The 24096-nt window shown below is 70.7% G+C and carries 21 protein-coding genes and 1 pseudogene; 8 read left to right on the top strand and 14 right to left on the bottom strand.

Annotated features, from left to right (window positions below; genetic code table 11):
• Positions 1-248: 248 nt before the first annotated feature.
• Entirely contained in the window at positions 249-1703 is a 1455-nt protein-coding gene (locus JGS22_RS09200; protein ID WP_211042145.1) for a CCA tRNA nucleotidyltransferase, read from the top strand.
• Positions 1704-1867: 164 nt separating this feature from the next.
• Here JGS22_RS09200 and JGS22_RS09195 read toward each other — a convergent pair whose 3' ends face one another.
• The 5 genes and pseudogenes from JGS22_RS09195 to JGS22_RS09175 form a co-directional block, all read right to left on the bottom strand.
• Entirely contained in the window at positions 1868-2419 is a 552-nt protein-coding gene (locus tag JGS22_RS09195; protein ID WP_211042144.1) for an LppU/SCO3897 family protein, read from the bottom strand.
• A gap of 390 nt (positions 2420-2809) precedes the next feature.
• Positions 2810-4114, bottom strand: a complete 1305-nt coding sequence (locus tag JGS22_RS09190; RefSeq protein WP_211042143.1) for an MFS transporter — start codon at positions 4112-4114, stop codon at positions 2810-2812.
• A 248-nt stretch (positions 4115-4362) separates the two neighbouring features.
• Entirely contained in the window at positions 4363-5901 is a 1539-nt protein-coding gene (locus JGS22_RS09185; protein ID WP_372454212.1) for a glycosyltransferase family 87 protein, read from the bottom strand.
• 121 nt (positions 5902-6022) lie between these two features.
• On the bottom strand, positions 6023-6946 hold the full coding sequence (locus tag JGS22_RS09180; RefSeq protein WP_211042141.1) for a carbohydrate kinase family protein: 924 nt from the start codon (positions 6944-6946) through the stop codon (positions 6023-6025).
• A 62-nt stretch (positions 6947-7008) separates the two neighbouring features.
• Positions 7009-7767, bottom strand: a pseudogene (locus JGS22_RS09175) (substrate-binding domain-containing protein); the annotation flags it as partial.
• A gap of 103 nt (positions 7768-7870) precedes the next feature.
• Here JGS22_RS09175 and JGS22_RS09170 point away from each other — a divergent pair.
• Positions 7871-8635: a sulfite exporter TauE/SafE family protein gene (locus JGS22_RS09170; protein WP_211043731.1), complete on the top strand. Its 765-nt coding sequence runs from the start codon at positions 7871-7873 to the stop codon at positions 8633-8635.
• 306 nt (positions 8636-8941) lie between these two features.
• On the top strand, positions 8942-9463 hold the full coding sequence (locus tag JGS22_RS09165) for a DNA-binding protein (RefSeq protein ID WP_236073089.1): 522 nt from the start codon (positions 8942-8944) through the stop codon (positions 9461-9463).
• 115 nt (positions 9464-9578) lie between these two features.
• Here JGS22_RS09165 and JGS22_RS09160 read toward each other — a convergent pair whose 3' ends face one another.
• Positions 9579-10187 (bottom strand): class I SAM-dependent methyltransferase, encoded by a 609-nt coding sequence (locus JGS22_RS09160; protein WP_211043729.1) that lies wholly within the window; start codon positions 10185-10187, stop codon positions 9579-9581.
• A 370-nt stretch (positions 10188-10557) separates the two neighbouring features.
• On the opposite strand from JGS22_RS09160, the gene JGS22_RS27360 reads away from it, so the two are divergent.
• Positions 10558-11013, top strand: coding sequence for a hypothetical protein (locus tag JGS22_RS27360; protein ID WP_372454210.1), 456 nt, complete (start codon positions 10558-10560; stop codon positions 11011-11013).
• Positions 11014-11357: 344 nt separating this feature from the next.
• Here the strand turns inward: JGS22_RS27360 and JGS22_RS09150 are convergent, their stop codons facing one another.
• Positions 11358-12518 (bottom strand): serine/threonine-protein kinase, encoded by a 1161-nt coding sequence (locus tag JGS22_RS09150; protein WP_216814909.1) that lies wholly within the window; start codon positions 12516-12518, stop codon positions 11358-11360.
• A gap of 150 nt (positions 12519-12668) precedes the next feature.
• Positions 12669-13634, bottom strand: coding sequence for an AraC family transcriptional regulator (locus JGS22_RS09145; RefSeq protein ID WP_211039711.1), 966 nt, complete (start codon positions 13632-13634; stop codon positions 12669-12671).
• A gap of 174 nt (positions 13635-13808) precedes the next feature.
• Here JGS22_RS09145 and JGS22_RS09140 point away from each other — a divergent pair, with 174 nt between their 5' ends.
• Complete coding sequence (locus JGS22_RS09140) at positions 13809-14453, top strand: anthrone oxygenase family protein (protein WP_211039710.1); 645 nt, start codon at positions 13809-13811, stop codon at positions 14451-14453.
• A 1198-nt stretch (positions 14454-15651) separates the two neighbouring features.
• Here the strand turns inward: JGS22_RS09140 and JGS22_RS09135 are convergent.
• Both JGS22_RS09135 and dnaB read right to left on the bottom strand, forming a co-directional pair.
• Complete coding sequence (locus JGS22_RS09135; protein WP_211039709.1) at positions 15652-16260, bottom strand: SMI1/KNR4 family protein; 609 nt, start codon at positions 16258-16260, stop codon at positions 15652-15654.
• Positions 16261-16500: 240 nt separating this feature from the next.
• Positions 16501-17946, bottom strand: coding sequence for a replicative DNA helicase (gene dnaB / locus JGS22_RS09130; protein ID WP_236073616.1), 1446 nt, complete (start codon positions 17944-17946; stop codon positions 16501-16503).
• Between the two features lie 594 nt (positions 17947-18540).
• Between dnaB and JGS22_RS09125 the strand changes: the two genes are divergently transcribed.
• Positions 18541-19932, top strand: a complete 1392-nt coding sequence (locus JGS22_RS09125; protein ID WP_211039707.1) for an MATE family efflux transporter — start codon at positions 18541-18543, stop codon at positions 19930-19932.
• A 198-nt stretch (positions 19933-20130) separates the two neighbouring features.
• On the opposite strand, the gene rplI is transcribed toward JGS22_RS09125, so the two are convergent.
• The 4 genes from rplI to rpsF all read right to left on the bottom strand — a co-directional run bounded on the left by rplI (position 20131) and on the right by rpsF (position 21924).
• Positions 20131-20577, bottom strand: a complete 447-nt coding sequence (rplI, locus tag JGS22_RS09120) for a 50S ribosomal protein L9 (RefSeq protein ID WP_211039706.1) — start codon at positions 20575-20577, stop codon at positions 20131-20133.
• 18 nt (positions 20578-20595) lie between these two features.
• Positions 20596-20832 carry a 30S ribosomal protein S18 gene (gene rpsR, locus JGS22_RS09115; protein ID WP_211039705.1) on the bottom strand — a complete coding sequence of 79 codons (237 nt, stop codon included), beginning with the start codon at positions 20830-20832 and terminating at the stop codon, positions 20596-20598.
• Positions 20833-20921: 89 nt separating this feature from the next.
• Positions 20922-21515, bottom strand: coding sequence for a single-stranded DNA-binding protein (locus JGS22_RS09110; RefSeq protein WP_211039704.1), 594 nt, complete (start codon positions 21513-21515; stop codon positions 20922-20924).
• A 118-nt stretch (positions 21516-21633) separates the two neighbouring features.
• Complete coding sequence (gene rpsF / locus JGS22_RS09105; protein ID WP_211039703.1) at positions 21634-21924, bottom strand: 30S ribosomal protein S6; 291 nt, start codon at positions 21922-21924, stop codon at positions 21634-21636.
• Positions 21925-22218: 294 nt separating this feature from the next.
• Here rpsF and JGS22_RS09100 point away from each other — a divergent pair, with 294 nt between their 5' ends.
• Positions 22219-22545 carry a hypothetical protein gene (locus tag JGS22_RS09100; protein ID WP_211039702.1) on the top strand — a complete coding sequence of 109 codons (327 nt, stop codon included), beginning with the start codon at positions 22219-22221 and terminating at the stop codon, positions 22543-22545.
• A gap of 290 nt (positions 22546-22835) precedes the next feature.
• Positions 22836-23957 carry a lipid II:glycine glycyltransferase FemX gene (locus JGS22_RS09095; RefSeq protein WP_211039701.1) on the top strand — a complete coding sequence of 374 codons (1122 nt, stop codon included), beginning with the start codon at positions 22836-22838 and terminating at the stop codon, positions 23955-23957.
• Positions 23958-24096 lie beyond the last annotated feature (139 nt).

Here is a 24096-nt window from a genome sequence, read left to right as displayed (position 1 = left end):
CGTGCCGCGGAGTGTTTCACGTGAATCGTCGCCCACCGTCACCGGGCGGCAGGTTGTGCACCGGTGCCGCCGACGGGTTCGGCACCGCTGCGTGCAGAGGTGCGGCAACCGGCCACGTAGGCTCTTCTGCTGTGTCGAACGCCAAGACGGGCCAGCCCGAGAACGCCGAGAATTCAGACCACCGGGACACCGAGCGGAGTGCGGGTGACGGTGCAGCGCCGGCTCCCGGGAGCAGCGAGCTCAGCGCCGTGCAGCAGCAGGCGGTGACCGAACTGCTGCGGGTTGCACCGGTCGCCGACGAGCTCGCGCGCCGCTTCGAGCGGGCAGGCTTCTCGCTCGCGCTGGTCGGCGGCTCAGTGCGCGACGCACTGCTCGGCCGGCTCGGCAATGATCTCGACTTCACCACCGACGCCCGCCCCGAAGATGTGCTGCGCATCGTCCGGCCGTGGGCCGACGCGGTCTGGGAGGTGGGCATCGCCTTCGGCACCGTGGGCTGCCAGAAAGCCGCAGGCGGCGGAGGCGACGGGGAGGGCGACGGGAGCGACGGGGAGGCGACCACCTATCAGATCGAGGTGACGACGTACCGGTCCGAGGCGTACGACCGGGTCTCGCGGAAGCCCGAGGTCTCCTACGGCGACTCGATCGAGGAGGATCTGGTTCGCCGCGACTTCACGGTGAACGCCATGGCTGTGGCGTTGCCGGGGAAGCAGTTCGTCGACCCGCACGGCGGCTTGCGGGATCTGGCCGAAAAGGTGCTGCGTACACCCGGTACGCCGGAGGAGTCGTTCTCCGACGACCCGCTGAGGATGATGCGGGCTGCACGCTTCGCGGCCCAGCTGGACTTCACGGTCGCCGAACCGGTCGTCGCCGCGATGACGGAGATGGCCGACCGGCTGGACATCGTCTCCGCGGAGCGGGTGCGCGACGAGCTGAACAAGCTGCTGCTGGCGGCACATCCGCGCAAGGGCCTCGCACTGCTGGTCGACACCGGCCTCGCGCAACGCGTGGTGCCGGAGATCCCGGCACTGCGACTGGAGCGCGACGAGCACCACCGCCACAAGGACGTGTACGAACACTCCCTGATCGTTCTGGAACAGGCGATGGACCTGGAGGAGAACGGCCCCGATCTCACGTTGCGACTGGCTGCGCTGCTCCACGACATCGGCAAGCCGAAGACGCGGCGCTTCGAGAAGGACGGCCGAGTCTCCTTCCACCACCATGAGGTGGTCGGCGCGAAGTTGACCAAGAAGCGGATGGTCGCGCTCAAGTACCCGAACGAGCTGATCAGGGATGTGTCGCGGCTGGTGGAGCTGCACCTGCGCTTCCACGGCTACGGCGCGGGCGAATGGACGGACTCGGCGGTGCGCCGCTACGTGCGGGACGCGGGCCCGCTGCTCGACCGGCTCCACAAGTTGACGCGTTCGGACTGCACCACGCGCAACAGGCGCAAGGCGAGCGCGTTGTCGCGCGCGTACGACGGTCTGGAGGAGCGCATCTCCCGGCTCCAGGAGCAGGAGGAGCTGGACGCCATCCGACCCGCTCTGGACGGCAACCAGATCATGGAACTGCTGGGTGTGGGTCCGGGGCCGATGGTGGGCCAGGCGTATCGGCACATGCTGGAGCTGCGGCTCGAGGAAGGGCCGATGACGGAGGACGAAGCGGTGGCCGCGCTCAGGAAGTGGTGGGCGGCGCAGGAGGACTGAGCTCCGCCGCGACCGCATGCGAACCGGGGGTGTGTTTCACGTGAAACACACCCCCGGTTGTCGCTCGGCCGGCCTCGGTCGGGCGGGTTGAGGCTGCCGGTCGCGACGGCATCGTCCGTCCACTGGGCCCGCAGGAGCGCGGGCCGGTCAGTGGTCGGCTGCCGTTACTTGGCAGGGCCCAGGCAGAGGACGAAGGAATCGCCCTTCTTCTGCTGGGTGTAGCTGGTGACGGTGCCCTCGACGCTGTTGCACGAGAAGCTCAGCGAGCTGCCCTCGATCTTCTTCAGCACCTTGTGGGTGGCCTCCGAGTCCGAGCAGTCGAGCTTCTCGATGTCGGGTTCACTGTTGGAGCCGGTGTTCCTGAGGCAGTCGCCGGCAGCGACGTCCTCGGCGTCGTCCTTGGTCAGGAAGCCGTAGGCGGCGAGACTGAGACCTGCCACGACGACGATGCCGACGACGATCGTCTTGATCTTCTTGAACTTCTCCCACGGCGAGCTCTGCTGCGGAGGCTGCTGCCCGGGTATCCCGCCCTGGGGTGCGCCGGGCTGGCCGTACGGCTGGCCGTAAGGAGGCTGGCCGCCCTGCTGCGGGTAGCCGTAGCCGCCACCCTGGGGCGGCATACCGCCCTGCGGGGGCTGCCCGGGCTGACCGCCGTAGGGCTGGCCGGGCTGGTTGCCCTGCGGGAATCCGCCCGGGGGCGGAGGAGGTACGGACATGGGTGGTTCCCCCTGTGGTGTTCTGTACGCGCTGGTGCTCGGTACGCGTCCGTGTTCGGTACGCGCCGCGCATGTTCGAAGCGCAAAGCTAGCGAGCGGAGTTGGGCAGCGGAGAGGCAGGGTCCTCCAGGACGCGAGAGGGGCTCGGCCACTGGCGGGCCGCGCACTTCTCCACCGGGTGAACCCCCTTTCTCCGCAAGGCAGTTGGGCACAGAAGCAGAAACTGCTCTCTGGCCGCGCACGCCGGGGGTCCGACGGACGTTCGTAACCTAGCCGCAGCCACTGACAGTTGGGCAGGCGGCGGCAAGGGCTGTGACAGTGCTGATGCACATGACACACAGATGAGACCGCTGGCCGTACGGACGAGGGGCGGCGTCTGTCCCGGTCCCATCAGCTGCGTGCGAGCTCGCCACCGTCGTCGCGCGCGAAACGGCGTACTGCCAGTGCGGTGGCGCCGTAGAGCACGGCGACCAGCACCACCAGCATCGGGGAACGGCCGTCGGGCGGCAGTATCACCGCGGCCACCGCGGCGGCGCCGACGAAGGCGACGTTGTAGAGCATGTCGTAGAGCGCGAAGACCCGGCCGCGGAAACCGTCGTCCACCTCCGACTGGACGACGGTGTCGGTGCAGATCTTCGCGCTCTGGGTGGCCATCCCCACGAAGAACGCTGCCGCCAGCATGGAAGCAGGGTGGAACGGGAGGCCGAGCACCAGCGTCAACACCGCTGCTGCGGCGGCGCAGAGCGCCATGTAGCCGAGTCGGCCGAACCGCTGTGCGGCCCAGGGAGTGATCACGGCGGCGATGAAGAAGCCGACGCCCGAGAGACCGAGCGCCACGCCCAGCAGCGCCATGCCGTCGGAGACGTCGTCGCTCCAGGCGTAGCGGCACAGCATCAGTAGCATCACCGTCAACGCGCCGTAGCAGAAGCGCAGCAGGGTGACCGCTGCCAGCGATTTCGCGGCGACGGAACGGCGACGCAGATGACGCAGTCCCATGAGCAGCCCGCGAGCGGTGTCGGTCAGTGCGGCGCGCAGGCGCGGCTGGAGGAACGACGGGTCGGGGCCGAGCTGTTCGCGCTGGAGCCGCAGCGCGGCGGCGGCGCTCAGCAGATAGATCGCGGCAGCAGCCAGGACGACGAGGGCGTCGGCGGCGGCTCCGTCCGGGCTGACGACTCTGATGGCGATGGCGACACCGCCCCCGAGGGTGGCGGCGAGCGTACCCGCGGTGGGGGAGACCGAGTTGGCGATGACCAGCCGTTCCTCGTCCACGACGCGTGGCAGCGAGGCGGAGAGCCCGGCGAGGACGAAGCGGTTGACCGCGGTGACGCAGAGCGCGGAGAGATAGAAGAGCCAGGTCGGCACGGAGGCGACGATCAGGGCGGCGGTGGCTGCCGCGAACAGCGCCCGCAGCACATTGCCGTAGAGGAGCACCTGGCGGCGCTTCCAGCGGTCGAGCAGGACGCCGACGAACGGGCCGAGAAGCGAGTAGGGCAGCAGCAGGACGGCCATCGCGGCGGCGATCGCACCGGGCGAGGTCTCGCTCTCCGGCGAGAAGACGACATAGCCGGCGAGCGCCACCTGATAGATGCCGTCGGAGAGTTGAGAGGTGAGACGGACGGCCAGCAGGCGACGGAAGTCGCGGAAGTGCAGAAGTGTGCGGGCGTCGTTGATCGAACCGGTGCGCGCCTCAGCCATGCGAGCAGCTTCGCAGATCACAGGCGGAGCGTGGATCGTGGCATCCGGTTGGTGCGAGGTGCGACGCCGGGGTCGCGTGCGGGAGGCGGAATCGAGGGTTCCTGGATGCTGTTTCACGTGAAACAGGCCGCCCTGGCGTCGGAGTTGAGACGTTCGCACGGGAGAGCACGGGAGAGCACGGGAGAGCACGGGAGAGCGCGGAGGCCTGACGGCGGGGGTGTGGCCGGGAAGCTGGGGCGCCGCGGGGGTCAGGGCGCCGGGGTCGTGCCCCAGCGGACGGTCATCGGCCGCTCGTCCCGGCCTCCGTGGCTCTCCGGGTCGGTCGCACCGGCTGCCGCCGCTGAGTCGGCCCCTGCCGGGTGGCTACCTTCGGGGTACCAGGGGGTCTTCGTCGGGTCGGCGAGCGAGAAGCGGTCGGGGGTGTGGTCGAGCACTCCGCCCGAGGGGTCGTCCGAACCGTCCCAGCGGACGCAGTCCCGCTCGGGTCGCATCGCGTCCATGACCACGGCGCCGCAGAGGTACAGGGTGCCGAGGATGTGGGCGGCGATGGCGAGGTGGTACGCCTCGGGGGTCAGCCCGTGGTTGTTGTCGCCGCCGTGGTTGTAGAGCAGGTAGTACCAGATCCCGAGGAAGTAGAGGACCTCGCAGGTCTGCCAGATCAGGAAGTCCCGCCAGCGCGGGCGGGCCAGTGCGGCGAGCGGGATCAGCCACAGCACGTACTGGGGGGAGTAGACCTTGTTGGTGAGGATGAAGAGCGCCACGACCAGCAGCGCGAGCTGGGCAAAACGCGGCCGACGCGGCGCGGTGAGTGCCAGGAGCGCGATGCCGGCGCAGCCGACCAGCATCAGCACGGTGCCGTAGGTGTTGGCGTTCTCCAGTGGATCGCCCGTGCGCTGGGAGATGATCAGCCAGATCGAACCGAAGTCGACGGGGCGTTCCTGGCTGAAGGAGTAGAACTTCGACCAGCCGTCCCAGGCGACCAGCATCACCGGTACGTTCGTCGCGAGCCAGGCGCCGGCCGTGCCGGCCAGTGCGAGCCCGAAGTCGCGGAACTTCCCCGCCCGCCAGCAGAGCAGCAGCAACGGGCCCAGCAGAAGCACCGGGTAGAGCTTGGCCGCGGTGGCCAGTCCGAGCAGCACACCGAAGAGCACCGGGCGGTTGCGGGACCAGGCGAGCATCGCGGCGGCCGTGAGTGAGACGGCCAGCAGATCCCAGTTGATCGTCGCGGTCAGGGCGAAGGCGGGGGCCAGCGCGACGAGCAGCGCGTCCCAGGGCCTGCGCCGGTGCACCCGGGCGACACAGACGACGAGCAGCGCGGTGCAGGCCATCAGCATGCCGGCGTTGACCAGCCAGTACATCTGCTGGGCGTGCACCATGTTCTCGGATCCGGGCGTCAGCCAGGCGGCCACCTGCATGAACAGCCCGGTCAGCACCGGGTATTCGAGGTACTCCATCCCGCCGCTGTACTTGGTGATGCTGTCCAGGTACGGCACCGCGCCGTCCGCGAAGCCGCGTCCGGTGTAGAGGTGCGGGATGTCGGAGTAGCAGGCGCTCACGTACTGGGCGCCCTGCCCGAAGAACCAACCGCCGTTGTAGCAGGGCAGCTTCTGCACCATGCCGAGCGCGAACATGCCGAGCGCGACCAGCGCCACGACCCGCACCGGGGTCCACCAGTTGGTGCCGGTCAGTGCCCGGCGGCCGAGCGGGCCGCCGATCAGCTCGGACCCGGCCGAGGCGACCTTGTCCTGAGCGGTGGGCGGTACCGGGCTGTCGTCACGCACGCTCATGGGGGCCATCCTGCCTTACGGTGCCCGCCGGGTCCGTTGAGGAGGCGGACACCGCAAGGCGTCGGAGTCGGCGTCTGAGTCGGGGTCGGATCCGGTGTTCGAGCCGGGGTCGGAGTCGGTGTCAGTCCCGTGGGAGGGCGGCGGTGAGCTCGGCGAGATCCGGCGGGTTGGCGCCCGCGCGCGAGACGGTGACGGCGGCGGACGCGGCACCGTACCGGAGCACCTGGCGCAGGGTCGCGGTGTCGAGTGCGGCGAGCCGTTCGCGGGCGGCTGCGCCCAGCAGCCCCGCGCCGTCGAGCGCGTGCAGGGTGCCGGACATGAAGGCGTCGCCGGCGCCGACGGTGTCCACCACCTCGACCGGGGCCGAGGGCTGCTCCACGGTCAGGGTGGCGGTACGTGCGAGCGCGCCCTCGGCGCCCCGGGTGATCAGCACCAGCGCGGGGCCGGCTTCGGCGGTGGCCCACTGCGCGGCGATCGATTCGAGCGGCCGGCCCGGGTAGAGCCAACTCAGGTCCTCGTCACTGGCCTTGACCAGGTCGCTGTGGGCCACACACCGTTCCACCTGGGCGACGGCGTCCGCGTGGTCGCCCATCAGCGCGGGCCGGACGTTCGGGTCGTAGCTGATGGTGGCGGTGGGGCGCAGTTTCTCGGCGAGCGCGAGGACGGTCGTCGCGCCCGGCTGCACCGCGGCGCCGATGGAACCGAGATGCAGATGCGTCCGGCCGTCGGGAACCGGGGTCTCGCGCAACGTCCAGGCGATGTCGAAGGAGTAGCGGGCGGATCCCGCGGAGTCCAGGTGCACGACGGCGGAGGGGGTGCGTACGTCCTCGGGGCCGTCGGTGTGCAGGACGACGCCGGCGGAGCGCAGGTGCGCGGCGATGAGCTCGCCGAGGCGGTCGTCGCCGAGCTGGGTGAGGAAGTGCGCCTCGTGGCCGAGCCTGGCGAGCCCGTACGCGACGTTCGCCGGGCTGCCGCCCGGGTGTACGCGGTCCGCGAGGCCCGGCTCCTGGACGATGTCCGCGACGCATTCGCCGGTCACGAGCATGGTTGAACTCCCTTGCTGTACGGGGGGATTGGGGGCGTCCGCAGGGGTGCGTGCCCGGATGGTCAGACCGAACCGCGTTCGATGAGCGGACAGTCGAGGACGAGCTGGACGGGGGCCGGCGTTCCGGGGCGCGGGGTACGGCCGGTGGAGGCGGTGGTGTCGGTGCCGGTGGCAGGAGCGTCGGTGGTGCCGGGAGCGGCGGTTGCGGTGAGGCGGGTCAGCAGCTCCACACCGCGTACGCCCATCTCGTGGAAGGGCAGTGCGACGGTGGTCAGCCGGGGGCGGAGGCCGGTGGCGATCAGCTCCTGGTTGTCGAAGCCGATGATCGCGAGATCGTCGGGTATGCGCAGCCCGAGCTCCCGTGCGGCGTCGTACGCACCCATCGCCATCCGGTCGTTGGCGCAGAAGAGCGCGGTGGGCGCCGTGGCCGTGCCGAGCATGGCGCGGGCGGCCCGGTGACCGTCCTCGGCAGTGGTGCCCGCGGTGATCACGAGCCCCGGATCGACGGGCGACTCCGCGGCGCGCAGTGCCTGTTCGTAGCCGCGACGGCGGCCCTCCGCGGCGGGCATGGTGGCGGCGAGGTTCAGGAGTGCGATACGGCGGTGGCCGGCCTCCAGCAGACGGCGGGTGGCAGTACGGGCGCCGCCCTCCTCGTCGGGCAGCACGCTCGGCAGCCGGCCCTCGGCGTCCCGGCAGTGGACGAGGACGGTGGGCACCTCGTACGCGGCCGGCGGCAGGACGACGATCCGGTGCGAGGCGGTGGCGTACAGCAGGCCGCCGGGGCGCTGCTCCAGCAGTTTCTCGACGGCGACAGCGTCGAGTTCGTCGTGAGATGTGCGGGGGTGGTGGGTTGACTGCTGCTTTCGCGTTGGTCGACGATCACTGTGGCGCCGTCACGTCGTGCGCGCCCCGAAGGGTGGTCCAGTGGACGCGGTCGAGGCTCTGGCGATCGGTGCCGCCGCCATCGCCGCCGGCGGTATCAACGCGGTCGTCGGATCGGGCACGCTGATCACCTTTCCCACGCTGCTCGCCTTCGGCTATCCGCCGGTGCTCGCCAACGTCTCCAACACCCTCGGGCTCGTCCCCGGCACTGTCAGCGCGGCCTGGGGCTACCGGCGGGAGCTGCGCGGCCAGTTGCGGCGGGTGCTGCGGTTCGGTTCGGCCTCGCTGCTGGGCGGCCTGCTCGGCGCGCTGCTGCTGCTGAAGCTGCCGGAGTCGGCGTTCGACACCATCGTCCCGGTGCTGATCCTCAGTGCCTGTCTGCTGGTCCTGCTGCAACCGCGCATCAACCGCTGGACGCGGGAGCGGCGGGCGGCGAGCGCCCTGCAGCGCGAGGACGGCGGGCTGCCGATGTGGTGCGGTGTGCTCGGCACGGGGGTGTACGGGGGTTACTTCGGGGCGGCCCAGGGCGTCATCCTGATGGGCCTCTTCGGGAGTTTCCTCCAGGAGGACCTGCAGCGCCTGAACGCGGTGAAGAACGTTCTGGCCTCGATCGTCAACGGCGTCGCGGCCGTCATCTTCATCGCGGTCGCGCAGATCGCCTGGAAGGTGGTGCTGGTCATCGCCGTCGGCGCGACGATCGGCGGGCTGCTCGGCGCCCGGGTCGGTCGACGCCTGCCGCCCGCGGTGCTGCGCGGGGTGATCATCACGGTCGGTATCACCGCGGGTGTGACCCTGATCGTGCGCTGAGCCGCCCGGGGCCCCGGCCCGTACGGGACTTCGACGCGTACTGACGCACTGGCCTACACGCGTGCGCACCGCTTCGTGTGCGGGGCCCGGGCGGTGCGCCCGGGGCGCGGCGACGTCGAGCGGGTTCCTCAACAGCCGCCCCGGACCGGGCGGTTGGGGCGGGAATCGCCTCCCCAACACGCGGCCGGTCGTATCGACGGAAGCAACCGGGGTCTCGCTGGATCGGCGCAGGCTCGGCCCTGATGCAAACAAAATGTTCACAACGGAAAGTTGACTCTGCTGCGTTGCTCCCGCACTCTGGTGGGTATGGAGAACCCAGCGGAGCAGCAGTCCGGCGACCCCTTCGTCGCACCCCACCCGGAGCAGGTCCGGGCGGAGCGCGTGTACGCCTCCCTCTTCCGTATCGCCGAACGGCACGCGGCCACCACCGAGCAGCGCGCCCGGCAGGCGCACCCGGCCGTGCTCGGCCCCCACGAGGCGGTACGGCTGGTGTCGTTCCTGCTCAGCGGTGCCGCGATGCTCGACGAGGACGAGCCGGAGGTGGACCGGTCCGACATCACCGCCGCGCTCAGCCTCGTCCCGCTGATGCGCGGCGAGATGGACGAGCTGGAGGCGGGGTTGTTGCGGATGGCGCGCGGGCGCGGGATGACCTGGCCGGACGTGGCCTTCGGCCTCGGTCTGGCCACCCCGCAGGCAGCCCGCCAGCGCTACGCCCGCCTCGCCGAACGCACCCCTGACGCCGGAGCGGACGCCGAAGCGGGTGCTCGCGCGGACGCCGGTGCCGACGCCGGAGCGGGTGCCCCGGGCGCCGGCGCGGCGACGGAGTGAGCCCTGCCGGCGGCGCCGGCTGTCGTACGGGCGGCGCCGCGCCGGGGCCCGTGGAAGCCGGCTCAACCGGCCTGATCCCGCGGCCTGTTGGAGGCCGTGCGGCTCGGTGTGTGCGTCAGTCGCGCCGGCGGGCGCGCAGGACAGTGTCGTGGGTGTGGTGGGTGCCCTCGGGTGCGGGCGTCGTACGGGCGCGGGTCTCGTCGACGAGGACGGTCCAGCGGTCGTCCAGGAGGGCGGCGACCTCGGCGGGCTTGTAGTAGGCGTGCGGGTCGAAGCCGTGGGTGTCGTCAGCGGTGAGGCCGGCGACGTCGTGGCCGACGTACAGCAGGGTCCCGCCCGGTGCGACGGCGGCCAGCAGTGCGCGCAGGGCCGCGTGACCGGGCTCGACCTCCAGCGGGAAGTAGTGGGCGTTCACCAGATCGAAGGAGTCGGCGGGCGGCGGGGTGCGCGAGAGGTCGGCGTGGGTCCAGGTCACCCTCTCGGTGAGGCCCGCCTCGGCGGCGGTGGCGGCGGCACGGTCGAGCGCCGTGCGGGAGATGTCGGTCGCCGTCACCTGCCAGCCCCGGCCGGCCAGCCACAGCGCGTCGCCGCCCTCGCCGCAGCCGAGGTCCAGGGCCCGGCCGACCGGGAGTTCGGCGGTCTCGGTGACCAGTACGCCGTTGACGGCTCCGCTGAAGAGCTGCTCGCGGCTGCCGTAGAGCTCGTCCCAGAACTGCTGGTCCATGGTGATGTCCCCTCGGAGAGTGACGGATGTGCTGCTGCGGCCAAGGTGCCCCGAGCGGAAACGGCGCGGCAAAGTTCGTTGCGGTTTCGGCAACTCGTACGGCTGGGGCCCGCGGGGAGCGGGCGGACGCGGCGTACGTGGGCGCGGGGACGCGGGACGGCGACGTTGCGGGCGCGGGTCTCGTCGACGAGACCCGCGCCCGCAACGTCGCCGTCCCGCGTCCCCGCGCCCACGTACGCCGCGTCCGCCCGCTCCCCGCGGGCCCCAGCCGTACGAGTTGCCGAAACCGCAACGAACTTTGCCGCGCCGTTTCCGCTCGGGGCACCTTGGCCGCAGCAGCACATCCGTCACTCTCCGAGGGGACATCACCATGGACCAGCAGTTCTGGGACGAGCTCTACGGCAGCCGCGAGCAGCTCTTCAGCGGAGCCGTCAACGGCGTACTGGTCACCGAGACCGCCGAACTCCCGGTCGGCCGGGCCCTGGACCTCGGCTGCGGCGCGGTGGCCCACAACCGCAACGCCCGCCGCTACTGGGGCGGTTCGGGCGCCACCCGCGATCCAACTGTTGGTGACTGTCTCCGCCTCGGACTGGTCGGCGGCCCGTTGCAGGCGGCGCCCCTCGTTGGCGTGCCAGGTGATCAGCGCCGACCAGGCGGCGGGCAGCGCAGTCGAACTGCCCGCGCCGAAGCGGCGGACGAGCTGGTCGGCCGTCGGCCGGTCGGCGGGGCGCGGTGTGTGCGTCGGCCGCTCGTACGTGGGGCGTTCGGCGGGCTCGTACGGGTCGTCGGTGTCTGTGTCTGCTTCGGTGTCGATTGGGGTCGGTGAACCGGCTGTCGGCGTCGGGGGGTTGCCGGCGCGGTCGCCCGAGGAACTGCTCTTGTCGTTCAGGATCGGCACGAGTATCAGCACGCCGATGACGGCCGCGATGACGGCGAGCACACCACCCGCCCGGTTCGACCCCCCCGGAGCTTCCCGTGCCGCCGGCTCGTCCGGAGGCGGCACCGGACGAGCCGGCGGCACGGGAAGCTCCGGGGGGGTCGAACCGGGCGGGTGGTGTGCTCGCCGTCATCGCGGCCGTCATCGGCGTGCTGATACTCGTGCCGATCCTGAACGACAAGAGCAGTTCCTCGGGCGACCGCGCCGGCAACCCCCCGACGCCGACAGCCGGTTCACCGACCCCAATCGACACCGAAGCAGACACAGACACCGACGACCCGTACGAGCCCGCCGAACGCCCCACGTACGAGCGGCCGACGCACACACCGCGCCCCGCCGACCGGCCGACGGCCGACCAGCTCGTCCGCCGCTTCGGCGCGGGCAGTTCGACTGCGCTGCCCGCCGCCTGCGCCGCCCGGTCCGGTGTTGCGGCGGGTGGCGCCTGCGCCGCCCGCGATCCAACTGTTGGTGACTGTCTCCGCCTCGGACTGGTCGGCGGCCCGTTGCAGGCGGCGCCCCTCGTTGGCGTGCCAGGTGATCAGCGCCGACCAGGCGGCGGGCAGCGCAGTCGAACTGCCCGCGCCGAAGCGGCGGACGAGCTGGTCGGCCGTCGGCCGGTCGGCGGGGCGCGGCGCCGTGCAGTCGCCGATCACGGCGCGCAGCCCCGACGGGAGCGCGCTCAGATCGGTGGCGGCGCGGCGTACGTGGTTGAGCTGCTGCAACGGCTCCTGGGTGTCCGGGTACGGCAGCTTCCCGCACGCCGGGTAGTACAGCGTGATCCCGAGCGAGTAGATGTCGGACGCCGGAGTGCTCGCCTCCCCCTCGGCCTGCTCGGGAGCCGCGAACGCGACCGTGCCGAGCGTGAGTCGGGTGCTCGTGAGGTCGCCGGCGTGAGAGATGCCGAAGTCGATGACCCGCGGGCCGTCGGCGGTCAGCAGCAGGTTCAGCGGTTTGACGTCGCGGTGGACGATGCCCTTGCTGTGCAGCTCCTTGAGCGCACGGGCCACGCCGGCGCCCGGCCAGTGCACGGCGCGCGGGTCGGTGAGCGGCCCGCGCTGTACGACCAGCGCCTCCAGTGACGGCGCCGGTACGTACTCCATCGCCATCCAGGGGCGGGGCGCGGTCAGGTCGCAGTCGAGGATGCTGGCGGTGTACCTGCTGTTGACGCGGCGCGCGAGGCCGACCTCCCGCTCGAAGCGCCTGCGCGCCTCCGCGCTGACGCCCGCCGGAGCGAGCACGGTTTTGAGCGCCGCGATCCGGCCCGTGGTGGTGTTGCGGCCGAGGTGGATCAGGCCCATGCCGCCGGTGGCGAGCTGGGCGAGCAGCCGGTACGGACCGAGCTGTCGCAGTTCGCCGCTCAGCCCGTACACGCCGGTTTCGAATGGTTCTGACACGGTGCGCCCCCGTTCCTCAGTTCACTGGCAGGGACGCCCCGTATCGGCGAACAGTTCCGTACTCCGTTCTGGTGGCGCGCTCAACTGCCCTGTCAGTGAGGGGAGTTGGTGATCGTCCCGGAGCGGTGCGGCGGAGTCGTTTCGGCGGAGTCAGGACGCCGGAGCGCCGGTGGCCGCGGTCTCGGTCCCGCGCTGCCGCCAACCCAGAGGGCTGACGCCGTAGTGCCGTTTGAACGCGGTGCTGAACGTGAACGGGCTGCCGTAGCCCACCTCCGACGCCACCCGGAACACCGGCAGGTCCTGCTGCCGCAGCAGGTCCGCGGCGAGCGCCAGCCGCCAGGAGGTCAGATACGCCATCGGCGGCTCCCCGACGGCGGTCACGAAACGCCGCGAGAAACCGGCCCGGGACAGGCCGACCTGCTGCGCCAACGAGGCGACCGTCCACGGGTGTTCGGCGCGTTCGTGCATGAGATCCAGCGCGGAACCGATCGCCCGGTCCGCACCCGCGTGCAGCCAACCCGGCGCGCCGGAGGCGGACGAGTGGGCCCAGTGGCGGATCGCGCAGACCGTCAGACCGTCCAACAGCCGGTCCAGCAGGGCGGCTTGACCGATCCCCTCCCCCTGGATCTCGTCGGCGAGGACGTCGATCAGCCTCGTACGGTGCTCGTCCGCGCGCACCAGCACCGACGGTGGCAGCGCCCGGATGAGGCGGGCGGCGACCTCGCTGACGCGCGGGTAGCTGCCGACCAGCATCACGTCCCGGCCCTGCGCCGCGTTCCCCCAGCTCCGTACGCCCTGCCTCATCGGCAGGTCCAGGCTGCCGCCCAGCGGTGTCTCGCAGCGGCCACCGGGGTGGATCACCGCCTGTGGCGCACGGTCGGGGGAGTCGGCGAACAGATACGGATCGGGGCGGGCGATGAGCAGCAGATCGCCGGCGCCGAGGTGCACCGGATCGCCGCCTTCCGGTGCGTAGCACGCCCGGCCGCCGGTGACGGCCACCACCGCGAGCGGGGCCTCGTCCTGCACCCGTACCGACCACGGCGGCGACATCGTCACCCGGAGGAGGAACGCGCCACTGGCACGCGGGGCGTCCAGCAGTGCGGTGAGCGGGTCCATGCCCCCACGGTAGACCGCGCACAGGACGAGTACCGAGGGTTGTCCACAGCCCCGCGGGGCCTGTGCGCCCACCGGCTTGCCGCACAGTTGTCCACAGGGGTCGGTGGACATATTCACATGGACGCGAGCTTCGAAGTCATGGAGCGTCTCGGCAAATCGGGCTTTTCTGGATACATGAATGCGCCACCGCAAGACACTGAAAGCACCGCCCGTCCCACTGCGGGCAACAGCACCCTCCGCCTCCTGGTCCTCCTCGCCGCCACCCTGACCACCGGGCTGACCGCGGGCGTCTTCTTCGACTGGTCGAACGCCGTCATGCCCGGTCTGGGCGAGGTCGACGACCGTACCTTCGTCACCGCCTTCCGGGCACTCGACAGGGCGATCGTCGGACCGCTGTTCATCGGCGTCGGCTTCACCGGAGCGCTGCTCCTCACCGCCGTCTCCGCCGTGCTCCACCGCCACCGGAAGCCGCCGAAGGCGGCGGGCGCGGTGGCGGGCCCGGGGGCGCGAAAGTCGGCGCGTACCGCACTGCGCTGGATCCTCGCCGCGCTGCTGTTCCTCGTACTGGCCTGGGTGATCACCGTCGCCGTGCACGAACCGCTCAACCAGGAGCTGAGATCCTTCGGCGAACTCACCACCGAAGCCGACTGGGCCGAGGCCCGTGCGGCTCTCGACGAGAAGCTCTGGACGGTCTGGAACACCGTACGAGCCCTCGCCACCACGCTCGCCTTCGTCTGCCTCGCCCGGGCCCTGGCCCTCCCCCACGGCCCCGGCACCGACCCGGACCCGGAACGAGTCCGTCCTCGACGAGCAGACTGACCGGCCGCGCCCTCGCCCACATCGCCGAAACGCGGCCGGTCCCGGCGAACCCCGGCGATGCGACACCGACCTGCGAGTCCGGCCCACCGGGCCGCCGCCCGCGGGTCGGCGGCTGCGGGTCGCCGCCCGTGCGCCGCCCTGCCGGGTCGGCGGCAGCCCAACTCCTGCGCCACGACGGCGGGTTCACGGCGACGACGGCCGGGAGGCCGGCGCCTGGGCCGCGGGTCGCGGGCTTCTGCCCCGGTTCCTACCGCCCCGACGCCCGTATGCGCCGCCCGCCCGTACGCGCCCGTACGCGCAGGCGTGGCGCTGTGGGATGCGCGAGGGTCACACCCTCAAGGTGGAGTGACCGAAATCACATTTTATGCAATCACAGGCCCGTGGGCTCGGGAGCCTTTGAAAGTAAGGCATTGGACTCCAATGCCCGCTACCTCCACCTTGCCTTCCTAGGAAGGTAGGGGCCGTGGTTATATTTTGCTTGCTTTTGGAGTCTGTATACCTTCGATTCGAAGGTCAAAGCCCGACTCTTGGTATTCCTGCGTGTGTAAAGTGTCTCTAGCCCGGCTGTCTGGAACCGCCGCCGTATAGGTGGCGACCCCCTGCGTCAACAGGGAGCCGCCGGGGTCCCACGGTTGAGGAGAGACCCAATGACACACACTACGCGCCGCCGGTACCGCAAGTTACTGGTAGCTACTGCGTCACTCGCTACCGCAGCGCTCACGCTGCTCACTCTGACAGGCTTCATAGAGGCCGAACGCGTCTCAGCGGCGGCTGCCATCATGACTGCTGGCGTCGGCTTGGCGTTGATTGTGAAGCGCAAAGATCCTGCTCCCACATCCGAGCGCTGAAGGCGCAAGATCTTCCTGAGCGCCGAGAGCTCATGAATCCCCTACCGGGCTGCGCGCACGCTCTGCGGGGTGCCGTTCAGTTGGACGTTGCCGTGGACGCGGCGCGCGTGGACGCGGGCTGGTGAAGCGGCGGGTTGTGACGAGGCGGGCTGGCCCGTGGGGCACACGGCTGATCGCCCGCGAGCAACGCCCGTGTCCCGGGGCCCGGTTGAGGCTCGCCGGTGCGGACGGCATGCGTGCAGCCGCTGTAGGTTCCCGGGTCCGCCGTCGTGCAGGTGACCAGGTGACCGGCCGACCGGCTGACCGGCCGCGTGGAGCCGTTCCCCAACGGACGACACAGCTCCGAGTCCTCAGGGCCGTGACAGATCCTCGCCGTCGCGGTGCTGCCTCAGGACGCGATCGACGGGTGCGCGCAGGGCGGGTGAGGTCAGTTCCAGCTCGCGGTTGTCGCGGCCGTCGAGCATGTGGTCGAGCCAGCGTTCGTACCAGGCCAGGAAGTCAGTGGATGACGAGACGTCGGGGCCCCGGAAGCCGTCGGAGTTGCCGGTGACGACGCGGCCGGCCAGCGGGCCGGTGATGCCGAGCAGCACCAGGTCGGTGCATCCCGCCTCGATGATGTGCAGGAAAAGGTCACTTCGGTGAGGCGGACCGCCTGCGAACGTGAACCCCCAAGGGCGGCCGGTCTCGCAGCGGGGGTCCATCGTGAACAGCCGACACGACTGCAACGGCAGCAGGCCGTGGAACGGCGAGGCTCCGCCCCCGCCCAGCGTGGTCAGGAAGCGGCGGTAGGGATCGGGCAGTTCGATGTGATGGTCGGTCTCCAACTCGGCGACCTTCGAGTCCGACAACGGGGGTTCGAGGCGGAACCCGTGCTTCTCTTCGCCGAAGGAGTGGCTTCGCCACGCGGTGCAGGGCACTTCGGCCAGCTTGCGTCGGATGCGGGCGATCCGGGAGTCCATGCGAACTCTTCTCTCCCTCCGTCCGCGAACCACCTGCTCACCGGCGCGGATGTCACCGGTGCGATCGGCTGCCGTGAGCCGGTTGTGCCCGGTGTTGCGCGCGGTGTCCCTGCTGCCACGAGTCACCCCGGGACAGTCGGCAGCCTCTCCACGAGCGCTGCGTTCGCCTCCGCCCGAGGTTCCCACACCGGGACCGGACAGGTCACCCACCCGAACACGAACAAGCAACCAGCCGGCGACCTACAGGCCGCTCTCCATGTTGACGAAGCGGGAGTAGTGGCCCTGGAAGGCGACGGTGATGGTGGCCGTCGGGCCGTTCCTGTGCTTGGCGACGATCAGGTCGGCCTCGCCCGCGCGCGGGGACTCCTTGTCGTACGCGTCCTCGCGGTGCAGCAGGATGACCATGTCGGCGTCCTGCTCGATCGATCCCGACTCACGAAGGTCGGACACCATCGGCTTCTTGTCGGTGCGCTGCTCGGGGCCACGGTTGAGCTGGCTGAGCGCGATCACGGGGACCTCCAGCTCCTTGGCGAGCAGCTTGAGGTTCCGGGACATGTCCGAGACCTCCTGCTGGCGCGACTCGGGACGTCGGGCGCCGCCGGACTGCATCAGCTGGAGATAGTCGATGACGACGAGCCGCAGGTCGTGACGCTGCTTGAGGCGGCGGCACTTGGCGCGGATCTCCATCATCGACAGGTTCGGCGAGTCGTCGATGTACAGCGGTGCGTCGGTGACCTGAGGCATCTGGCGGGCGACGCGGTTCCAGTCCTCGTCGGTCATGCTGCCGGAGCGCATGTGGTGCAGCGCCACCCGGGCCTCGGCGGACAACAGGCGCATCGCGATCTCGTTCCGGCCCATCTCCAGCGAGAAGATCACGCTGGGCAGGTTGCTCTTGATCGAGCACGCCCGCGCGAAGTCCAGTGCCAGCGTCGACTTGCCCATCGCGGGACGGGCGGCGATGACGATCATCTGGCCGGGGTGGAGACCGTTGGTGAGCGAGTCCAGGTCGGCGAATCCGGTGGGGACGCCGGACATCTGGCCGCTGCGGGATCCGATCGCCTCGATCTCGTCGAGTGCGCCCTCCATGATGTCGACGAGCGGGTGGTAGTCCTCGGAGGTGCGCTGCTCGGTGACCTGGTAGATCTCGGACTGGGCGGAGTTGACGATGTCGTCCACGTCGCCGTCGGCCGCGTATCCCATCTGGGTGATACGGGTGCCGGCTTCCACCAGGCGGCGGAGAACCGCGCGTTCGTGGACGATCTCGGCGTAGTACTCGGCGTTGGCCGCGGTGGGAACGGCCTGGACCAGCGACATCAGATAGCCGTTGCCGCCGACCTTCGCCAACTCGCCACGCTTGGTGAGCTCGTCGGCGACCGTGATGGGGTCCGCCGGCTCGCCCTTGGCGTAGAGGTCGAGGATGGCCTGGTAGACGGTCTCGTGTGCGGGCTTGTAGAAGTCGGCGCCCTTGAGGACCTCGACGACGTCGGCGATGGCGTCCTTGGAGAGCAACATGCCGCCGAGCACGGACTGTTCGGCCGCGGGGTCCTGCGGCGGGACGCGCTCGAAGGCGCTCCCCGGGTAGCCGACCGAGTCACCGCCGGAGGGGTCGGGATGGCTGCCGTAGCCGTTCTCGCCGTAGGAGTCCGGGCCCTCGCGGTGGTCGGCACGGCGCTGCCGGGCGGGCATGCGTTCGCCGGGGTGGCCGCCGCCGGGGCCGGCCGCCCAGGGGCTCTCGAGACGCTCGGGCTGTGTCACCCCGCGCCACCTCCTCACCGGCCGACGGGCCGCACCCGGCGGTGGGCGGTGCTCGTGCGGCGCTTGTCGACTGCTGCCGTGCGGCGGTGCCGTACGGCTGGTTCGTCACGGCACATTGCTACGGCACCGTACTGACAGATCACGTCCTGCCGGCGATGTGGCCGCGCGCCGAACGGGCGGCGAAGCCGAGTCGCACACGGGGCAGGTGCCGGACAACGGTAAGGCGCGCGGGGTCAGACACCAATTCAGTTATCCACAGGCCCCTGTGGGTGATCGCACCGAACCTGTGGAGAACCCCGGTCTTCCTGTGGGCGAGTCAGGGGACAGTGCTGTGGAGAAGTTGGCGCCCAGCTCTGAACTTCCGTTCTGAGCTGGGGTTTTGTCGTCCACGCTCTGTGTAGGAGAAAAAGTTGGCCGAGCTGGTGAAGTTCTCCGCGCCGACCCGTGTCGCATCGCCCGTTCCGCGCAACTGTAATAGCCCAGTGACCATTGCGATCATTACCTGTGGATGATTGGATCAGACGCATGCCAGAGCACCGCACCGGGCCCGACGCCACGCCCGTCGGCACCACCGCAGCACCCGGGCCGAAGGGCGGGCGCAGGGCCGAAGCCCGCCGCCACGACCGCGAGATCATCGCCCTCGCGCTGCCCGCCTTCGGCGCGCTCGTCGCCGAACCGCTCTTCCTGCTGACCGACAGCGCGATCGTCGGCCACCTCGGTACGCCGCAGCTCGCCGGGCTCGGTATCGCGGCGGCGCTGCTCGGCACCGGTGTGCACATCTTCGTCTTCCTCGCCTACGCGACCACCGCCGCTGTCGCCCGCCGCGTCGGCGCCGGCGACCTCGCCGCGGCGATCCGGCAGGGCATGGACGGAGTCTGGCTGGCGCTGCTGCTCGGCACCGCGGTCGCCGCGGTGCTCTGGCCGCTCACCCCCGCGGTGGTGGATGCGTTCGGCGCCTCGGCGACGGCGGCGCCGTCCGCGGTGACCTATCTGCGGATCAGCGCGCTCGGCATCCCCGCGATGCTCGTGGTCCTGGCCGCCACCGGTGTGCTGCGCGGACTCCAGGACACCCGCACCCCGCTCTACGTCGCCATCGGCGGCTTCAGCGCCAACGCCGCGCTGAACGTACTTCTCGTCTACGGGCTCGGGTTCGGGATCGCGGGCTCCGCCTGGGGCACCGTGATCGCCCAGTGCGGCATGGCCGCGGTGTACCTCGCGGTGGTGGTGCGCGGCGCCCGGCGCCACGGCGCCTCGCTGAGGCCCGACGCCGCCGGCATCCGCGCGTGCGCCCAGGCCGGAGTCCCGCTGCTGGTGCGGACGTTGTCGCTGCGCGCGGTGCTGATGATCGCCACCGCGGTCGCCGCTCGACTGGGCGATGTGGAGGTCGCCGCGCACCAGATCACGCTCACCGTGTGGTCCCTGCTGGCCTTCGCCCTGGACGCCATCGCGATCGCCGGGCAGGCCATCATCGGCCGGTATCTGGGCGCCGGCGACGCGGAGGGCGCGCGGGCCGCGTGCCGGCGGATGGTGCAGTGGGGCGTCGCGTCCGGGGCGGTGCTCGGGGTCCTGGTGGCGGTGTCGGCGCCGTTCGTGGGGCGGCTGTTCAGCGGGGATGAAGAGGTGCGCGGGCAGTTGCTCGCCGCACTGCTCGTGGTCGCGGTGACGCAGCCGATCGCGGGCGCCGTCTTCGTCCTGGACGGAGTGCTGATGGGCGCCGGCGACGGTCCGTACCTGGCCTGGGCCATGCTCGCGGTGCTGGTGGTCTTCGCCCCGGCGGCGTTCGCCGTGCCGGCGCTGGGCGGCGGGCTGACCGCGCTCTGGGCTGCGTTGGCGGGACTGATGATGTCGGTCCGGCTGGCCACGCTGTGGTGGCGGGCGCGTTCCGGAGCGTGGGTGGTGACCGGCGCCGTGCGCTGAGGGCGAGCGCCACCCGCCCGTACGCCCGACGCGCTGCGTCGTCGACGGCGCCGTGCGCGCCTCGCCGCGTCGCGCCGCCGAGTCGGGCCCGCCGAAGCAGCGGGCGGACAGCGACCGCGAACGCCGAAGGGGCCGTGCTCTCCGTCGCAACGGAGAGCACGGCCCCTCGGGCTTGCAGCGGCAGGAGCCGCCGACCGCTTACGCGGCCTGGACCTCGATGCCGACCTTGGCGGTGACGTCAGCGTGCAGACGCACGGAGACCTCGTGGCCGCCCAGGCTCTTGATCGGAGAACCGAGCTCGATACGGCGCTTGTCCAGGTCCGGGCCACCGGAGGCCTTCACCGCGGAGGCGATGTCGGCCTGGGTGACGGAACCGAAAAGACGGCCGCCGTCGCCGGCGCGGACCTTGAGCCGCACCTTGGTGGACTCGAGCTGGCCGCGAACGCTGTTGGCCTGCTCGATCGTGGCGATCTCGCGGATCTTGCGACCGCGACGGATCTGCTCGACGTCCTTCTCGCCACCCTTGGTCCAGCGGATCGCAAAACCGCGGGGGAGAAGGTAGTTGCGGGCGTAGCCGTCGCGGACGTCCACGACGTCGCCGGCGATTCCGAGGCCGGAGACCTCGTTGGTCAGGATGATCTTCATCTGTCGGTCACCCTTTCCTTATCGCGCGGTCGAGGTGTAGGGCAGCAGTGCCACCTCACGGCTGTTCTTCACAGCCGTGGCGACGTCCCGCTGGTGCTGGGTGCAGTTGCCGGTGACCCGGCGGGCACGGATCTTGCCGCGGTCGGAAATGAACTTCCGCAGCAGGTTCGTGTCCTTGTAGTCGACGTAGGAGATCTTCTCCTTGCAGAACACGCAAACCTTCTTCTTAGGCTTGCGAGCAGGCGCCTTCGCCATTGTCTCTCTCCAGTGAAATCAAGAAGTGTGTGCTGAGCCGCACTCCCGGAACCCCTGAACGCCCTCGCCGGACGCCCTGGTTGACGGCTCTAGAAGGGGGGCTCGTCCGAGTAGCCGCCGCCCTGGCCGCCGCCGGAGCCACCGCCCCAGCCGCCGCCCTGCTGCTGGCCGCCGCCACCGGCAGGTCCGCCGGTCGCCCAGGGGTCGCCCCCCTGGCCGCCGCCGCCCTGCTGCTGGCCGCCGCCGTTCCAGCCGCCGCCCTGACCGCCCTGACCGCCCTGGCCGCCGCCGAAGCCGCCGCCCTGGCCGCCACCACGGGACCCGGTCTTGGTGACCTTGGCCGTGGCGTACCGCAGCGCGGGCCCGATCTCGTCCACCTCGAGCTCCACGACCGTACGCTTCTCACCCTGCTGGGTCTCGTACGAGCGCTGACGGAGCCGCCCCTGGGCGATCACGCGCATTCCCTTGGTGAGGGACTCCGCGACGTTCTCCGCGGCCTGACGCCAGACCGAGCTGCGCAGGAACAGCGGGTCGCCGTCCTTCCACTCGTTGGTCTGGCGGTCGAACGTCCGAGGCGTCGACGCGATCGTGAAGTTCGCGACGGCGGCACCGGACGGGGTGAAACGCAGCTCGGGGTCGTCGGTCAGGTTGCCGACGACGGTGATGACGGTTTCGCCTGCCATGGGTGAACCTCTCGGCGGTGCGGGGTGTGGCTGCTGGTGCTGGTAGCCGCGTTGCTGCCGCTACTCGCTGGACTCTTCGGCCCGCTGAACCGGAAACCCGTACGTGACGGGCCCTCGCTCAGTGGGTCGAGGGACGGAGGACCTTGGTCCGCAGAACCGACTCGCTCAGGTTCATCTGGCGGTCGAGCTCCTTGACGACCGCAGGCTCGGCCTGCAGGTCGATCACGGAGTAGATGCCCTCGGGCTTCTTGTTGATCTCGTAGGAGAGACGGCGACGGCCCCAGGTGTCGATCTTCTCGACCTTGCCGTTGCCCTCACGGACGACGGCGAGGAAGTTCTCGATCAGCGGGGATACGGAGCGCTCCTCGACATCGGGGTCGAGGATCACCATCACCTCGTAGTGACGCATGTAAAAACCCACCTCCTCTGGACTCAGCGGCCACGGTCGTTCCGTGGCAGGAGGGTCGTGATGCGTACCTGCTTCGCTGTCCACCGTTGTATCCGACGCCACTGACAACCGGCCGGCGGCTGTGGCGGGGCATCGAGGGAACGGTCGGACTTCGACGCAGACGGTACAGAGTAGCCGCCCCGACCCCTCCGCTTGAAATCCGGCCACCCCTGCACGCAATCTGGACACATCGGGTGTGAGCGGCATCGCACTCCCCGGCGCCGCGCACCCGTACGACCGGCAGGAGGTGCCCACATGGCACATGCGGTACGGGAGCGCGCCCCCGCCTCCCCCCTCGGCAGAGTCCTCAACAGCGACGGCAGAGCGCATCCGGCGGCGAACGCGTTCGCCGCGGCGGCGGCGGTGCTCGGTCTTGTCGCCCTCGCCACGGCCTTCTTCCCCGGGCTCCACCTCATCGCCTCCTGGTCGGGCCTGCTCGGCGTCGGCGCGGGGCTGTGGGGCCAGATGATCTCGTCCACCACGGGCGAGCGCTTCCTGTCCGTTCTCGGCCTGGGCGCGTCGGCGGTCGGCCTCTACATCGGCATCGCACACGGCGGCCTCTGGGGCGGCCTCCTCGGCTGAGCCCCGGCGCCGCCCGTGCGTCCGAGGGGTGCGTACCGCCCGCAGCCTGCCTGCGCACTCCTCGGGGCGTACGCACGCCCCCGGCCGCCTCCGGGTGCCCGCGGCCGGCTGCGAGGACCACACGAAAGGACGACAGCTCCGGCGTCCGGCCCCCACCGGGTCGGCGCCACGGCCGTCACCAGCCCCGCCGTCGGGCTTCGGCGGGGGCAGGTACGGCCACGCGTGGCGAGGGCCCCGCGCAGTAGGCTTCGCGCAGACCCGGCGAAGTAAGCGCGGAGGAGCGCCCCCTTATGAGTCTGACCCTGAGGACGATCAGCCGTGAGCAGCATCTGGAGTTCATCCGGAGCCAGCCCTCGGCGAGCCACTGCCAGGTCCCCGCGTGGGCGGATGTGAAGACGGAGTGGCGCTCGGAGAACCTCGGCTGGTTCGACGACCGCAGCGGGGAGCTGGTCGGCGCCGGGCTGGTGCTCTACCGCCAACTGCCCAAGGTCAAGCGCTACCTCGCCTACCTGCCCGAGGGGCCGGTCATCAACTGGTACGCCCCGAATCTGGAGGAGTGGCTCCAGCCGATGCTGGCGCACCTGAAGAACAAGGGTGCGTTCTCGGTGAAGATGGGGCCGCCCGTGGTGATCCGCAGGTGGGATGCTGCGGCGATCAAGAAGGGCATACAGGACACCGAGGTCAAGCGGCTGCGGGACGTGGAGGCGACGCACATCGAGCCCCGCGCCTTCGAAGTCTCCGACCGGCTGCGGAAGATGGGCTGGCAGCAGGGGGAGGACGGCGGCGCCGGATTCGGCGATGTGCAGCCGCGCTACGTCTTCCAGGTGCCGCTGGAGAACCGTTCGCTGGAAGAGGTCCACAAGGGCTTCAACCAGCTGTGGCGGCGCAACATCAAGAAGGCCGACAAAGCCGGCGTCGAGGTCGTCCAGGGCCGCTTCGAGGACCTGGCGGAGTGGCAGCGGCTGTACGAGATCACCGCCGAGCGCGACAAGTTCCGCCCCAGGCCGCTCAGTTACTTCCAGCAGATGTGGAAGGCCCTCAACACCGAGGACCCGAACCGGATGCGGCTGTACTTCGCGATGCACGAGGGCGAGGCCGTGGCGGCGGCGACCATGCTGGTCGTGGGCGGTCACGTCTGGTACTCCTACGGCGCCTCGGCCAACCACAAGCGCGAGGTGCGCCCGTCCAACGCGATGCAGTGGCGGATGCTCCAGGACGCCTACGCGCTCGGTGCGAGCGTGTACGACCTGCGCGGCATCTCGGATTCGCTCGACGACAGCGACCACCTCTTCGGGCTGATCCAGTTCAAGGTCGGCACCGGTGGCGAGGCTGCCGAGTACATCGGCGAGTGGGACTTCCCCCTCAACAAGCTGCTGCACAAGGCGCTGGACATCTACATGTCGCGCCGCTGACACCCCGTCGAGCCGCGGGGCTTGCCGCCTCGGCGGTGACTCCCGCGGGCGGCCCCCGCGGCCTGTCGCCGCTGAGCTGCCGGTGAGGTTCTGCACCCGCGGCTCGGTGGACTTCGTTCCCGCGAAACCCGACAGACAA

Origin of the sequence: Streptomyces tardus (assembly GCF_018101125.2) — a bacterium.
In the GTDB taxonomy this organism is placed as follows: Bacteria; Actinomycetota; Actinomycetes; order Streptomycetales; family Streptomycetaceae; genus Streptomyces; species Streptomyces tardus.
This window is presented reverse-complemented; position numbering and strand designations above follow the sequence as displayed.

What these genes read in the sequence shown, in the direction of transcription:
- JGS22_RS09195 (WP_211042144.1), bottom strand. Translation starts at nt 2,419, where the DNA reads ATGTCCGTACCTCCTCCGCCCCCGGGCGGATTCCCGCAGGGCAACCAG.
- JGS22_RS09190 (WP_211042143.1), bottom strand. Translation starts at nt 4,114, where the DNA reads ATGGCTGAGGCGCGCACCGGTTCGATCAACGACGCCCGCACACTTCTG.
- JGS22_RS09185 (WP_372454212.1), bottom strand. Translation starts at nt 5,901, where the DNA reads ATGAGCGTGCGTGACGACAGCCCGGTACCGCCCACCGCTCAGGACAAG.
- JGS22_RS09180 (WP_211042141.1), bottom strand. Translation starts at nt 6,946, where the DNA reads ATGCTCGTGACCGGCGAATGCGTCGCGGACATCGTCCAGGAGCCGGGC.
- JGS22_RS09165 (WP_236073089.1), top strand. Translation starts at nt 8,942, where the DNA reads ATGGAGAACCCAGCGGAGCAGCAGTCCGGCGACCCCTTCGTCGCACCC.
- JGS22_RS09160 (WP_211043729.1), bottom strand. Translation starts at nt 10,187, where the DNA reads ATGGACCAGCAGTTCTGGGACGAGCTCTACGGCAGCCGCGAGCAGCTC.
- JGS22_RS27360 (WP_372454210.1), top strand. Translation starts at nt 10,558, where the DNA reads ATGGACCAGCAGTTCTGGGACGAGCTCTACGGCAGCCGCGAGCAGCTC.
- JGS22_RS09145 (WP_211039711.1), bottom strand. Translation starts at nt 13,634, where the DNA reads ATGGACCCGCTCACCGCACTGCTGGACGCCCCGCGTGCCAGTGGCGCG.
- JGS22_RS09140 (WP_211039710.1), top strand. Translation starts at nt 13,809, where the DNA reads ATGAATGCGCCACCGCAAGACACTGAAAGCACCGCCCGTCCCACTGCG.
- JGS22_RS09135 (WP_211039709.1), bottom strand. Translation starts at nt 16,260, where the DNA reads ATGGACTCCCGGATCGCCCGCATCCGACGCAAGCTGGCCGAAGTGCCC.
- dnaB (WP_236073616.1), bottom strand. Translation starts at nt 17,946, where the DNA reads ATGCCCGCCCGGCAGCGCCGTGCCGACCACCGCGAGGGCCCGGACTCC.
- JGS22_RS09125 (WP_211039707.1), top strand. Translation starts at nt 18,541, where the DNA reads ATGCCAGAGCACCGCACCGGGCCCGACGCCACGCCCGTCGGCACCACC.
- rplI (WP_211039706.1), bottom strand. Translation starts at nt 20,577, where the DNA reads ATGAAGATCATCCTGACCAACGAGGTCTCCGGCCTCGGAATCGCCGGC.
- rpsR (WP_211039705.1), bottom strand. Translation starts at nt 20,832, where the DNA reads ATGGCGAAGGCGCCTGCTCGCAAGCCTAAGAAGAAGGTTTGCGTGTTC.
- JGS22_RS09110 (WP_211039704.1), bottom strand. Translation starts at nt 21,515, where the DNA reads ATGGCAGGCGAAACCGTCATCACCGTCGTCGGCAACCTGACCGACGAC.
- rpsF (WP_211039703.1), bottom strand. Translation starts at nt 21,924, where the DNA reads ATGCGTCACTACGAGGTGATGGTGATCCTCGACCCCGATGTCGAGGAG.
- JGS22_RS09100 (WP_211039702.1), top strand. Translation starts at nt 22,219, where the DNA reads ATGGCACATGCGGTACGGGAGCGCGCCCCCGCCTCCCCCCTCGGCAGA.
- JGS22_RS09095 (WP_211039701.1), top strand. Translation starts at nt 22,836, where the DNA reads ATGAGTCTGACCCTGAGGACGATCAGCCGTGAGCAGCATCTGGAGTTC.